The 13,253-nt window shown below is 57.2% G+C and carries 11 protein-coding genes; 10 read left to right on the plus strand and 1 reads right to left on the minus strand.

From position 1 onward, the window contains the following. Positions 1 to 3 precede the first annotated feature (3 nt). Positions 4 to 1,149, minus strand: coding sequence for a hypothetical protein (locus X743_RS01000000169115; protein WP_051508559.1), 1,146 nt, complete (start codon positions 1,147 to 1,149; stop codon positions 4 to 6). Positions 1,150 to 1,203: 54 nt separating this feature from the next. Here X743_RS01000000169115 and X743_RS1000000173405 point away from each other — a divergent pair, with 54 nt between their 5' ends. From X743_RS1000000173405 to X743_RS150535, 10 genes are all read left to right on the plus strand, one after another. Continuing rightward, a complete protein-coding gene (locus X743_RS1000000173405; RefSeq protein WP_051508560.1) occupies positions 1,204 to 1,464 on the plus strand; it encodes a hypothetical protein in 261 nt (86 codons plus the stop codon). A 770-nt stretch (positions 1,465 to 2,234) separates the two neighbouring features. Then, a complete protein-coding gene (locus X743_RS150575; protein WP_245264248.1) occupies positions 2,235 to 2,984 on the plus strand; it encodes an outer membrane beta-barrel protein in 750 nt (249 codons plus the stop codon). Between the two features lie 536 nt (positions 2,985 to 3,520). Beyond that, complete coding sequence (locus X743_RS150570) at positions 3,521 to 3,700, plus strand: hypothetical protein (RefSeq protein ID WP_023766692.1); 180 nt, start codon at positions 3,521 to 3,523, stop codon at positions 3,698 to 3,700. A 959-nt stretch (positions 3,701 to 4,659) separates the two neighbouring features. After that, positions 4,660 to 5,151, plus strand: a complete 492-nt coding sequence (locus X743_RS150565; protein WP_023766694.1) for a hypothetical protein — start codon at positions 4,660 to 4,662, stop codon at positions 5,149 to 5,151. A gap of 2 nt (positions 5,152 to 5,153) precedes the next feature. Then, positions 5,154 to 6,092: a DUF3102 domain-containing protein gene (locus tag X743_RS150560; RefSeq protein ID WP_023766695.1), complete on the plus strand. Its 939-nt coding sequence runs from the start codon at positions 5,154 to 5,156 to the stop codon at positions 6,090 to 6,092. Between the two features lie 59 nt (positions 6,093 to 6,151). Beyond that, the gene (locus X743_RS150555; RefSeq protein WP_156934451.1) at positions 6,152 to 7,192 is read left to right on the plus strand and encodes a hypothetical protein; all 1,041 of its coding nucleotides are present in this window, start codon (positions 6,152 to 6,154) and stop codon (positions 7,190 to 7,192) included. Positions 7,193 to 7,293: 101 nt separating this feature from the next. Then, a complete protein-coding gene (locus X743_RS1000000172165; protein ID WP_023766697.1) occupies positions 7,294 to 7,470 on the plus strand; it encodes a hypothetical protein in 177 nt (58 codons plus the stop codon). Between the two features lie 52 nt (positions 7,471 to 7,522). Next, the gene (locus tag X743_RS150550; RefSeq protein WP_023766698.1) at positions 7,523 to 8,035 is read left to right on the plus strand and encodes a hypothetical protein; all 513 of its coding nucleotides are present in this window, start codon (positions 7,523 to 7,525) and stop codon (positions 8,033 to 8,035) included. A gap of 424 nt (positions 8,036 to 8,459) precedes the next feature. Next, positions 8,460 to 11,522 carry a DEAD/DEAH box helicase family protein gene (locus X743_RS150540; RefSeq protein WP_023766700.1) on the plus strand — a complete coding sequence of 1,021 codons (3,063 nt, stop codon included), beginning with the start codon at positions 8,460 to 8,462 and terminating at the stop codon, positions 11,520 to 11,522. Between the two features lie 9 nt (positions 11,523 to 11,531). Beyond that, positions 11,532 to 13,214 carry a DUF262 domain-containing protein gene (locus tag X743_RS150535; protein WP_023766701.1) on the plus strand — a complete coding sequence of 561 codons (1,683 nt, stop codon included), beginning with the start codon at positions 11,532 to 11,534 and terminating at the stop codon, positions 13,212 to 13,214. The last annotated feature ends 39 nt before the right edge of the window (positions 13,215 to 13,253 follow it).

Genomic DNA, 13,253 nt, shown 5'->3' on the forward strand with positions numbered 1-13,253 from the left:
TCCCTATTCGGGGTCGTGCAAAATCAGGCCCACCTCCTCATGCCAGGCAGTCAATCTGGCAAGGTGTTCTTGCAGGATCGCCTCGCGGCCGACAGGAGCATCGGTCAGCATCTCCTGTCCCTCTTCGATTGCCTCGTCCAGCGTGGTCCAGCGGCCCGATCGATCGGTCCGCGAATGAATTCGGGCGGCAATGGCACGGGCATAGTCGGCACGCATATTGGCGGGCATGACATGAGGCGCATCAATGTAAACCAGTCGCCCTGACAACCCTCTGAGGCGCCGGTCATCAAATTGCCTAGAGAGTTCAAACCGACGCGGCCAGCTTGCCTCGCGGAACCCGTCGATCAGCGATTGGTCCGAGCGGGAATAGAAGCTGCCGTAGATCTGCTCCTCTAGGTGAGGGCTCTCTTGAAAGGGAGTGCGGCCCTGTAGGACAACCGAGATCAGCCGCTGCCGCAAACCTTCGTCACTGCGCACGAGTTCCGCTCGGCGTGCGATCTCCTCGAGCCCCAACGCGTATCCAGGAGCTTTTTCGCCGACCGACTCGATCGGCATAAACAAGGGTGACGCATTGAGCTTGAGGGAGGATATCGGCCTCGGTTTCGTCGCGATATATGCCGCCAGTTCCTCGTCGGTCATCGCCAAGAGCGCTGCCGGATCCTCTCTTAGATCCAACAGGAAGACTTCACCCGAATTGTCAGGATTGGTTCCGATAGCGGTCACCAGGAAGGAGGAGCACAGACCAAAGCGCAGGCGCGTCGCTACGAAGACGGAATTCAGCTCAACGTATTGGGTCGCGGTGGCCTTCGACCGGTATGCCATGGCGGATTCCCAAACCACCGGAGCACGGTCCTTTATCAGGCGGGCGATATGGATGGTGGCATAAACGTCAGCCAAAGCGTCGTGGGCGTTGCTGTGCTCAAAGCCATTGGCAGGAGCCAGGCGGTCAAGCTTGAAGCTTGTTCGGCCCTTTTCATTGATGGGCCAATTAAACCCTTCCGGCGCGAACGTGTGTGCAGCAATCGCCAGTGGCATGATGTCCAGCCGCGAATTGCCCCCGGTGTTTGTGAGATAGATCGGGAGAAGGCTCGAATAGAAGGCCCGCCGAAGCAGCTCCTCATCAAAACTGATCGAGTTATAGCCGACCACGGTCGCGGGAGACTAAGCCGTCAAGACCTCATAAATTCGCCTGCACATCTCGTAGTGCGAGGGGATCTGCAAATCGAACAGCTGATCAACACGCACGCCAGTGACCACCATGGCGCCTGGGGAGGGGACGATGTGTGGGAGCAGCCGGCAACGTATCTCGAAACTGTCGACGACATTCAGATCATCATCGGTCAGAGCCGCCGCGAACTGCAGTATCTGATCGAAGGACCGATCGGCGCCGGTCGTTTCTGTGTCGTAGAAGATAAAAGGCCTATGCCGCCCGTCCTGGCCAACTATGCAAAAAGGTCCGTCTAAGAAGCAAGGTTGAAATGCATCGGAGCAGAAAGTCATACATACCGGATGCGACCCGTGTGCCTTTGCCCGCTGTTTGCCGACCAGAACACTATTGGCGGTTTCAAACGCTCTCTGCCAACGGTGCGTGCCAATTCCTGCAGGGTTCCCGTCGCGAGGACCTGAGTTCCCGAAACCCCAGGAACCAACCGACATATCTTCATGGGAGAAACGCCCCAGACACGAAGTCCTAGGGATGCCGCGGTCCATGCATCCGGATGCCTTCTGGCGCCACCGAGATTCTGGAAACGGAAGCGCCTGACCCAATGGGTTACACGAACGCACGCATATGGTCCGCGTTCTGATTGGCCATACGGGCATTTGACACGAAAAGATCCGCCTTCCCGGGAACTGGAAGTCTTCTGACTAGATATTATCTCGCCCCTCGGCTGGAGGGCATCTTCGTGGTCAAGGGAGCTGAAAATGACCTCGGCCGACTATCTCACGACCGTAATTGTCGCGACTGCCTGGCTGTCGGTGGCGACCGCTGTGTGGAGGCCTTGATGAGGGTCATCTGGGGTCGCCGAACTATAGCGCCAATTCAGTATATGGAATGTTCTGAGCATTATATTAGCTGCCGCTTTAATTCTCAAGTGTCGTGCCAGTTTAGGGACAGTGATCGATATCAGGTTGGTCCAAGGCTAAATATAGATAGTTGCAAAAACATCACACACTTTTAACACCATCCCCGCTATTGTCCTGGACGAGGGGTTTACTTGGTTTGGGAGAAATACGTGAATAGATTCGTAGCAATTCTGGTTGTTGCAGCCCTATCGGCAAGCACCGCTTCAGCAGCCGACATGGTGGCCCTGGTTGCGGGGTCGCCCTATGACTGGAGTGGTTTCTATGTCGGCGGCCATATCGGCGTTGCCAGTGGCGACATCACGGCGACGGACGTAACGGAGCCAGACGGTGGGTTTTTCACCGACGCCGTGCCAGCTGGAACGGAGGGCTTTGACTTCAATAAGACTGCCGTCGCAGGCGGTATTCATGCGGGCGCGCAATGGCAGTGGGGACAGTTCGTTCTCGGTGGCGAGGCGACCTGGACGGCAACGGGCATCCGCAAGACCATCACGAGCCCCTACTTCCCGGACAGCGACACCGAGACCGCCAAGATCTCGAACTATGCCACTGTCGTGGGCCGCGTCGGCTATGCCTTCGATCGCGTGCTCATCTACGCCAAGGCGGGTTATGCCGGCGGCAAGGTGGACTTCCGCGCCCGAGACAACGACGCCCTCGTGAGCTACGAGAAAAACGAGTGGCAGAACGGCTATGCGCTTGGCGCCGGCATCGACTATGCCCTCACCGACAACCTCTCACTGGGCGTGGACTACACCCACATTGACCTCGGCCATAAGACGAGCACCGGCAGCAACGTGTTCGATGATGGAAGCCTCGGTGCTAATCCTGAGACCTATCGCGCAGAGGCAAAGGTCGATGCCGTGATGGCCAGGCTGACCTACAAGTTCGGCATGGGTCAGTAGCCTCCAGCAGATCTGATCTAGGCTTTAGGGGAGCTCGTCAGGGCTCCCTTCGTCGTATGTGGTTTTCCTTTCCGCCACAAACCAGCCAAATCACCAGATCGCTCTGCGCTACATTGTGACGGTCACGATGACTGACTACACGCTGGGCAACGCGCAGCCGGCGGTTGTGTTGAACTACCAAACAACACTGGCAGGCAGGGCATCGGTTTGCGTTCCTTTCCCGATGTGACCTGCCAGGAACAAGGCGAGTTGCCGCTCGCCTTTTCCTTTGCGATACAGAGCCCATTGAGATCCAAGGGAGGAAAAGCGTGACACCAGCATCCGTGCGCAAGGCCGTAGCCAAGCTACTCGCGACCCACGCACCGAATTACAAAACCGTGGAGAGCACGGTCATCAAGGTCTATGACCCTGCACATCCAGATAACGATCATCACGGTCATCATCACCTTCAGCTCAGGTGATGCCGTTATAGAGGCCGCTCTCCGCAAACGCGTAGGCGCACGCAAGACAGCCGCCGGCACCAGGCGCATCCGCAAATGACGCGGCTCATGATCACCATCCTGGTCTTCAGCAACGACACCAAGATCCAACAGCTCGGGCCGTTCCCAAGCGAGAAGGTCTGCACCGACCTTGGGAAGCTGATGTATGAGACCATGATGCGCACCCGAGGCGAGACCGGCCCGGTCTTCACCTTCAGCTGCGCGCAGAGCACCTGATCGCACCTTGGACGCCGGATCCCACGGTTGGCACCAGGCCCAACAGGTCAACCATTCCCCAGGCCAGGTTCACACCCAGCCAGGCCACGGTTTCCGGCGATGTAAACCACTTCCTGTAAAGTCATCATCCGCAAGATGACTACTGGTTTACCCTAAGTTTCCACTAAGTTGCAAAATCCACGCCCGAATTAATTTTTCGCTCCCGCGCAACCAGAGCGAACATGCCCTAAAACTGACAGGCAAGCTCACCAGCAGCCGTCGACACACTCCAACGACAATAGAGCGGTCAGCAAACGGATAGCGATCAGCGAGCTCCCCTGACAACACAGACACCAAGAGACCCAATCACCCGCAAAGCCAAAAGGCCCAAGGGCTAAATAGCTATTCAGCGATAACCACTAGCGAGCACCTGAACCGGGTGACGCTTTCCCCTATGAAGGCCCAACCAAGCTATCGCGTGGAGAGGAGCGCCCACAAGCGCACGCTCAAAGACCAAGGGGCACCGGCGCCAGTGTGAGTTGGCGAATAGATCGGTGGTCAGGAATTCAATAGTTGCTCGGTTGAACCCGCGCCTCGGTTCACAACGGCGCTCCGGGATTTCCTTTGGCGCGCCCAACCCTCGGCTCGTGGCACTGATCAGTTATCGGACGGATCTGACATGTCGACGTCACCGTCTGGCGAAGGAAAGCAACTCCCCCGACGAACATCCCGGACGACTTTCGCTATAACCCTCATCGGGTAGCTGCTTGGCACCCAAAGCGATCACACGGACGGCCACAGTGTGTGAACTCCAAATGCGAAACGATTTCGCATTTGACCGGCGGCCTGCGGTGATCCGGCTGATCCAAGAGGTTAACCCAAAGGCCGGTCGATCGAGGTTGCTCTTCTACTTGCACTTTGGTATTGACATTTAACAGTTAAATGTTAAATAGGTGGCATTGAACTAAGCGGAGCCCATTATGGCGAAGACAGCAGCCGAATATCAGCGCGCCTACCGCGAGCGGAAAGCCGAGCTTGCGAAGCAGGCCGGGGATCCAACCGACAAGATCTCTAAGCTGCCGTTCAGCGACTATGTGACTACTGACGGCAATTGGCCCGTGGTTGAGGAGGTGCTCGATTGTGTCGGCGTCACTCCGCCGGCCTTTGATGCCGACGACGACAAACAGTGGCGCGAAGAGTGGGGTGAACCCTACCGCGCCTCGATCGGTCGGGCGGAGCGCATGGTTGGTGCTTTCCTAGATGCCGCTTCCGGTCTTGCAGACGCTATTGCCCGATACAAGCGGAAAGAGATCGACCGGGTGATCGCCGACCTGGAAGCATCAGACATGAATGTGCCGGCAGCCAAGAAAAAGGCGCTTGCTGAAATCGTGCGCCTCAATCGAATCCGCGACCAACTGGACAAGCAAGTGCGCTGGTCGCTCTCACAATGGAAAACAACAGGAGAAAATTGAAAATGACCGCACGCGCATCAAAACCCATCGACGGGCAAATTGATGACCTCGACCTGAGCCATGCCGGAAATGAGTTAGAACGCCTCAACAACCATTCGGCCATGGAGACTGCCGGTCACAAAGCCGATGATGCGGTGCCAATGGTGTCATCGGTCGAGAAAAGCCTTTACAGCCATCTCGATCCGGCGATTGCCAAGCAGGCAGTAGAAGCGGCCAACCGTATCCGCAGCCATATTGGTAGCAAAAACCGCAGCATGATTGAGATCGGCAAAGAGTTGCTTTTGATCAAAGCCCAACTTGACCACGGCCAGTTCGGCACGTGGCTAGACGCCGAGTTCACCATGACAACGCGAAGCGCACAGAAATATATGAACGTGGCGCGCATGGTGGAGCAAACCAGTGTCCACGCCGTGCTTGATTTGCCAGATACCGCGCTACAGATACTTGCTGCTCCGAGTGCGGACCTAGTGCGAGAGGAGATCATTGCCGACATCAAGGCTGGAAAGGTGCCCTCACCGAAAAGCCTTAAGGAGATGATCGCCACAGCCATGGGCGCGGTCAACGCACCGGCAAGGGTTGCATCAGCCAAGACAACGCCTACGAGCTTGACGCCAGCCAAGGCGTCATCCGCCGCCATCGCGACACCACCAGCCGACAGGAAGATCCCGCCCTCGGCCAGGGCTGCACCGGCTGTGGCCGAGGCGCTTTTGGCAACCTCGAAGACGCTCTCAAGGACGGGCGCGCCACCCTCGCCGTCGGCCATCTCTGCACCGGCAACTTCGGAACAGGCCAAGGCGGCAGCTAGTTTGATCGGACTGATCAAAGACAAACTCGAGCTGTCTGAGTTCGCCGAACTCTACGCCGTCGCTGGCCACGAGATGTTCCGAAATGCCATGGCTGAAGCGCTGGACCAGGCGAACCGGCAAATTAGACTGCACTGAAAAAGCTGGCCGCCTAGCCGAAGCGCCGGGACGAGCAGGTCCGGCGACATCCGGCGCCTTTGAACGGCATCAGCGACAACCCGAATCCAATGGTGATTGAAATGGATCACAGCCAGCTTACGTCTGACTGCCAGGCAGTTTGCACCGGAATCGGCTCCAGCGATTCCGACTTCGACACCCTCAGTGACGATGATCTAAAGGCGCTCAACGTCCTTGAAGCAGAGGAGCGGGTTGACAACAAAGTAAAGCGAACACGGGTCAAATCCGTCTATCGCGACGCTCTGTTTCGCCCGCTTTTCCAAGCGGTTGCGGAGCTGGACGTGCTGCGTTCGACTGGGGGGACTTCAGTTACCTACGCTACCCCCTCTCACCCTCTGTTCCCTGTCCTACACATAATCAATGACCATAGGCCCTCCAGCACACCCTACAGGCACGAGAACCTGACCGATGCAGAAGAGCGTCGACAGGCCCGGTTCTGGCGCGACTACGATGTGATCGTCAACGGCCTGCCGAAGCACGTTGTTCCGGCCCCCTGGCGCGACCTGAGTGATCCTGCTCGGCTGGAGTGGTTCCACCATGCTCTTCGATCGCAAGGCGAGGTGCAGGCCTTCACGCTGCGCCTGTCCGAAGACGTCGAGGCGAGCGCTAGGGGACAGGGATCAACTGCCAGGTGGCTGTCTAAGCGTATCGCCAGGCAGCTGGAAGGAGCGCTTGGGCGCAAGGTAGATAGGTGGTTCGCGCTGGAGGTCTCGGACCACAACAAACTGCATCTGCACGGCGAGCTTCAGATTACCTCTAGTGAGGCTAAGGCGGCCCGAAAAGCGTTGCGCCTGTCTGGCGGCGAGTGGGTGTCCGTTCGCCAACATCAGGCACATACTAAGCCAGCTCCAAGTGTCATATGGGCCTTCTATAGCGCCAAGCGTTGGAACCACATCCGGCCATGGACAAACTGGCGGCTCGCTCAAATATCCCGGCCCATCAATGGCAATTGGTATTCCGCCACCAAGCCTGTTCGCTCGTTGGCGGCTGAGTTGTATCTTGAGCGCCATCGAGAGGTCCTCAAGCTCATGAAATCGCTTTCTCTTCCGAAATCTGTGTAACTCACTAGTGACTAACTATTTGTTTTAGTTGGATTTTATACTTGAACTCTTGGGCCGCAGCATCCACATATCCGGCGTCTAACACGAACGGAGTTCCGGATATGGATGCCTACCTGCTTGATGAAAATTGGAATGCCCTGGTCAATCGCCTTGCCGGCCCATTTGATGCGAAAGGGCAGGGCTGGACGCGCCGCGATGAGGTGGTGGCGGCACTTATGGACGCTGGCGTCTGGCCGCTCTGCATAAAGCCCAATGATGGTTCGTTAGAATCTGATTGACACGATTCGTTAGTTTCTGATACTAACGATTTGAAATCAGGAGTGAGCGAACATGGCACTTTCAAATGCAGAGCGGCAGCGTAGGCACTATGAGCGCCGGAAGGCGGCCGCCAGAGCAAAGAGCGATGCCGCCGAAATGACGCGGCCCTTTCTGAAGCAGCCGTTTTTCGCCTTCCTCCACTTCGACTCTAATTGGGAAGATGCCGAGATTGCCCTGCGCATGGCAGGCATCGAACCGCCTGAATTCAGCGATGACAGAGGTCCGGATTTTCCGTCCGACCTAGATGGCCTGGACTTACCAACGCACCTGGCTGACTCGATCGGGCGCGCCGAGCTTACTGTCGAGTGCCTGTTGGATGCAGCTACGACCTTGGCCGGCATCATCAATCGCTACAAGCGCAAGGAGCTGAATGACACTTTGCTAGAACTCGAGCAGATCGGACTCCATGACCTGTTCATCAGGGCGCAGGCTGACAAAGACATGTTCCGAATAAGGAAAATTCTGGATCGGCTCGACAAGCAGGTGCGCTGGACGCTGCCGGAATGGAAGATCAAAGACCTGTAAGGTTTTTGGGAATGCCCGGGGCGCACCGGGGGGAAGACGATCTCGCTCGCATTACCCGCCCCGTATACGACTGCGAAATCACCGAGCCGGTGAATTAGCCAATGCCGACGTGCAGCGATACGGCTTTCGCCTGTTGCATTGGGTCTATCAACACTTGAATCCAATGATCCCGCGAGAGGCCCCTTCGATAGAGCGGGAACTGTATCGAGCTTTTCAGGAAGCCGATATCGGATGGGTGTCCATGGCCGATTGCGGACGCGACGGCCATGATGAAAGTTAATAAGAAAAGGACGCGGTCTTTTTCTTGGAACGTGAACAGCGGTATAGAATTGTGCGAAACATAGTTTGAGCCCACTACTGGGTTGATCCGCCCACCCTTTCCGGTTCAATGTCGCCGCCGCGAACAATCGTTCGGCGGGGGGCCATGACGAAACCGTTCTACCAGAATCCGATTCTCAATTCGCCGTATCTGGCGCCGACGCGCCATCATGCGTTGAGTGAGGATGGGCAGCCGCTCGAAAACCCGCCGATCGAGGGGCGCCGAAGGTCGAAATACGTCACGCCGGTTCCCAGGGCCAGAAAAGTCAAGAAAGGCGATCGGGAACAGCAGGATTTCGGCTTTGATCGCGCAGCCGATGGGCAGGCCTACAACCCCACCCCCATCATCAACGAGATCCGCGGACATCTGGAAATTTGGCGCTCGCTGCCGAACCCGAATGATTGGGGTGTGACACCGACAACCCAACGCCTGTTGCAGCATTGGCGCCATCATGATTTTGAGGGAGCGAAGCCGTTCTTCTGCCAGGTGGAGGCTGTCGAGGCGGCAATCTGGCTCACGGAAGTCGCGCGCGGCCGTCGCCAATATGCGCACATCTTCCGCCACCTCGAGGAAGCGAACGCCAACGCGAATCCTGAGCTATTTCGGCTCTCGTTGAAGCTCGCCACCGGCGCCGGCAAGACGACAGTTATGGCGATGCTGATTGCCTGGCAGGCCATCAACGCTTCACGGCAGCCGAACTCGTCGCTGTTCTCGAAGGGGTTTCTGCTTATTGCTCCAGGGATCACCATCAAGGACCGCTTGCGCGTCCTCAACCCAGCCGACGGCGAGAACTATTACCAGACACGGGAACTCGTTCCGCCTGAGCTCATGATGGACCTCGGCAAGGCTAAGATCGTCATCACCAACTATCACGCCTTCCAGCGCCGCGAGAAGCTGGACACCAACAAGACCGGGCGTGCGGTGTTGTCGGGCTGGCGCAACGAGGAACTCGTCACGAAAGAGACCGAAGGCGAGATGCTGCAGCGCGCATGCGGCGAACTGCTGTCGTTGAAAAACATTGTCGTGATCAACGACGAAGCGCACCACTGCTACCGCGAACGCCCTCCTACTGAAGAGGAGCTGGCGCTCAAGGGCGAGGAGAAGGAAGAGGCAGAAAAGAATAACCAGGCGGCTCGGCTCTGGATATCCGGGATCGAAGCCCTGAAGCGGAAGGTCGGGGTCCGCGCCGTCTATGACCTTTCGGCGACGCCGTTCTTCCTGCGTGGTTCCGGCTACGAGGAGGGGACACTGTTCCCCTGGGTCGTGTCCGACTTCTCGCTCGTTGACGCAATCGAATGCGGTATCGTTAAGTTGCCCCGCGTTCCCGTTTCCGACAACGCCGTGAACGCCGAGACACCCGTTTTTCGCAACCTCTGGGACTACATCGGCAAGGACATGCCGAAGAAGGGCAAGGGCAAGGCGGGAGAACTCGATCCTCTGCAGCTGCCTGCCAAGCTGCAGACGGCGCTCTACGCGCTCTACAGCCACTACGAGAAGGAATATGAGGCCTGGGAGCGGGCGGCCATCGGCGTGCCGCCGGTCTTCATCGTCGTTTGCAACAACACGTCGAGTTCCAATCTCGTTTACGAATGGATTTCCGGATGGGATCGGGATGTCGAAAGCCAGCGCCAAAACATTCATCGCGGCCATCTGAAGCTCTTCAGTAATTTTGACCAATATGGCAATCAGCTCCCGCGCATGAACACGCTGCTGATCGATAGTCAGCAGGTTGATTCCGGCGAGGCGCTCGACGAGAATTTCCGCAAGATCGCTGCGGCGGAAATCGAGTTGTTCCGGCAGGAGAAAGCTGCTCGCGAGGGAGCCGCCGAGGCGGCAAACATCTCCGACTCGGATCTGTTACGCGAGGTGATGAACACCGTCGGGCGGAAGGGCCGGCTCGGCGAACGCATACGGTGCGTGGTCTCCGTCTCGATGCTGACCGAGGGCTGGGACGCCAACACCGTCACCCATATCCTCGGCGTGCGCGCCTTCGGCACCCAGCTTCTGTGCGAGCAGGTGATTGGCCGTGGTCTACGGCGACAGAGCTATGAGATCAATCCGGAGACCGGGCTGTTCGACACCGAATATGCCGACATTCTCGGCATCCCCTTCGATTTCGCCACCGAGCCGCAGGACGTGGTGAGAAAGCCACCAAAGCCGGTCACACGCGTCTTCGCGGTTCGGGAGCGAGAGCGTCTCTCGATCCGCTTCCCTCGCGTCGCAGGTTATCGGATCGATCTGCCGGATGATCGCATCAGCGCAACATTTACGGAGGATTCGCGGCTTGAGCTCACGCCGGAGCTCGTCGGCCCCTGCACGGCCCGACTTGAGGGCCTTGTCGGAGAAGGCCATGACATCTCTCCCGATGCGCTTGACGATATGAGGCCGAACACCGTTGCCGTCCACCTCACGAAGAAGCTTGTCGAACGCTACTTCCGTGACCCTGACCAGCCGCCACCTTATCATCTCTACAATCAGATACAGCCCATTACGCGTCGGTGGATCAGGGACTGCCTGACGATGACGGGCGGAACCAAGGCCGGCATGCTGACCTACGCCGAACTCGCGGATATTGCTGCCGGATTGATCTACAAGGCTATCGTGCACGAAGCCGGCGCAGGCGGCGAGCCCGTCGTCAAGGCTATGCTCGATCCCTACAACCCGAATGGCAATACAAGCCACGTCTCCTTCATCACCACGAAGATAAATCTTTGGACGACCGCAGCCGACAAGTCCCATGTCAACTACGTGGTCTGCGACTCCGCCTGGGAAGGCGAGTTCGCCCGTGTTGTCGAGGCGCACCCCTCGACGCTGGCCTACGTGAAGAACCAGGCCCTCGGTTTCGAAGTGCCCTACCGCGACGGTTCGACCAATCGCAAATATCTACCGGATTTCATCGTGCTCCTGGATGACGGGAATGGACCGGACGATCCGCTCCAACTCGTCATTGAGATCAAGGGCTTCAAGGATCTCAATGCTCAGATAAAGGCCGAGACTATGCGCGCTTTCTGGGTTCCGGGCGTAAACAACCTCAGGAACTTTGGCCGGTGGGCATTTGCGGAGTTCCGCGATGCTTTTGCGCTCGAGGAAGAATGGGTAAATCTCATGAAGACGTTGGTCAACACGCGTCGACCTGTCGCCGGTGACTCACCACTAAAGACGGATTGAAGGGCGACAATGGGATACCAATCCGTAAAGGTCAAAGACATAGTTAAGCGGTCTGTTGGACATGAGTGGAGCATCCCAGAGTTCCAGCGAGGGTTCGTCTGGAAGACGACCCAGGTCCGTGATCTGGCGGAGTCTTTATGGCTGAACTATCCAGTCGGCACACTGCTCATCTGGGACAGCAGCGCCGAGACGCAGGGCGCGACAGACGGCCAAGCTCCGAAGCAATGGGTCGTCGACGGGCAGCAACGAACGACGGCGCTGTGCATCCTCAGCGGGCGCAAGCCGTATTGGTGGAACGCAGGAAAGCCCTGGAACGATCTGGTCAACAAATACGACATCAGGTTCGATATTCACGCCAAACTCCCGCCTTTCTTCGTGGTCGCGAATGCTGCGACCAGAAAGGTTGCTACAAAACGATACATTCCCGTTCGAGAAATTCTGAACCTCGATCCTGAAACTGAGGCCGATCAGAGGGCACTTCTGGAACTTGCCAGGAATGTGAAACTGGACGGTCTCTGCGACGGCATGGACGTAACCGAGGTCTATACCCGGTTAGATCGTCTCCGGAAAATCCGGGACAAGGAAGTGGTTCTGATCACCGTCGACAACGACCTTGAGGACGTTGTCGAGATATTCGCGCGCTTGAATAGCCGTGGCACCCGCGTCACTGAGGCAGATATCTATCTCGGCGTTGTCGCGGCACGAACTCCCGGTTGGGTTCGCGAACACTACCTTCCCTACATCGAGAATCTCAGCATCGCTGGCTTCGACGTTACACCCAATCTGGTCTTTCGCACTCTCACAGGTATCGGAAAGAAGCGGATTCGATACAAGGACATTGACGTCGATTTTTGGAACGCTGCGCACATCATGCCCGCATGGGAACGCACCAAGAAAGCCTGGGCGCTGGCAGCCAAACATCTCCGTGAACATGGCATAACAGGAAACGCGCTTCTTCCATCGGACAACGCATTGGTGCCGCTAACTGCCCTGTTGGATCGATATCCTGATGGGACTTTTGACCAGATTTTCTACTGGTTCTTGCAGGCGTCTCGCTTCGGCCGTTACTCGACGTCCTCGACGAGCTCAATGGAGGAGGATCTTAAGGAAATAGCTGAGTCCTCAGATCTGAAAAATGCGCTGGAGCGTCTGCTAGCAAGAATTCGCTATCTTCCTATGCTGAGTTCTGACGATTTCATGCGCGATTACTCAGATAGCCGCTTCGGCCGCTTGCTGCTTTATATACTGATTTACAAGGTCGACGCCGTCGATTGGGACAAGCCGCACATGAGGATAGGATTCGAAGCAGACGAGCTGGTTTCAGGTTTCACCCCACAATTCCATCATGTATTCCCTAAGGCATTCGTAGGGAACAACCATCCGGAAGCATTGGTCAACGCGCTGGCTAACATCGCGCTTATTGGACCGAGGGCGAATATTCGCATTTCAAAGCAAGATCCGATGAACTACGTGGGCAAATACGTTATTGGTGAGACCAAGCTCGCACAGCAGTTCATCGCGCCCTCGCTCGCTACGACTGGCATTGGCCAGTTTCCGGAGTGGATCAAATCGCGAGCTGAGCGGCTCGCCAAGGAGGGCAATGACTTCTTGGCGACGTTACGCAGTGATCTTAAAATTCCAGAACCTGTTGCTTCCGAGGCGGCGGCCGAACATGCGTTCAGCTCGGAATAGGGAGCGTAAGCTCCCATGAAGGCCCCAGTGTGCCAAGCC

The organism is Mesorhizobium sp. LNHC232B00 (assembly GCF_000502435.1).
Lineage (GTDB): Bacteria > Pseudomonadota > Alphaproteobacteria > Rhizobiales > Rhizobiaceae > Mesorhizobium > Mesorhizobium opportunistum.

Coding starts and splice junctions, on each gene's coding strand:
- X743_RS150570 (WP_023766692.1), top strand. CDS start 3,521: ATGACGCGGCTCATGATCACCATCCTGGTCTTCAGCAACGACACCAAG.
- X743_RS150565 (WP_023766694.1), top strand. CDS start 4,660: ATGGCGAAGACAGCAGCCGAATATCAGCGCGCCTACCGCGAGCGGAAA.
- X743_RS150560 (WP_023766695.1), top strand. CDS start 5,154: ATGACCGCACGCGCATCAAAACCCATCGACGGGCAAATTGATGACCTC.
- X743_RS1000000172165 (WP_023766697.1), top strand. CDS start 7,294: ATGGATGCCTACCTGCTTGATGAAAATTGGAATGCCCTGGTCAATCGC.
- X743_RS150550 (WP_023766698.1), top strand. CDS start 7,523: ATGGCACTTTCAAATGCAGAGCGGCAGCGTAGGCACTATGAGCGCCGG.
- X743_RS150540 (WP_023766700.1), top strand. CDS start 8,460: ATGACGAAACCGTTCTACCAGAATCCGATTCTCAATTCGCCGTATCTG.
- X743_RS150535 (WP_023766701.1), top strand. CDS start 11,532: ATGGGATACCAATCCGTAAAGGTCAAAGACATAGTTAAGCGGTCTGTT.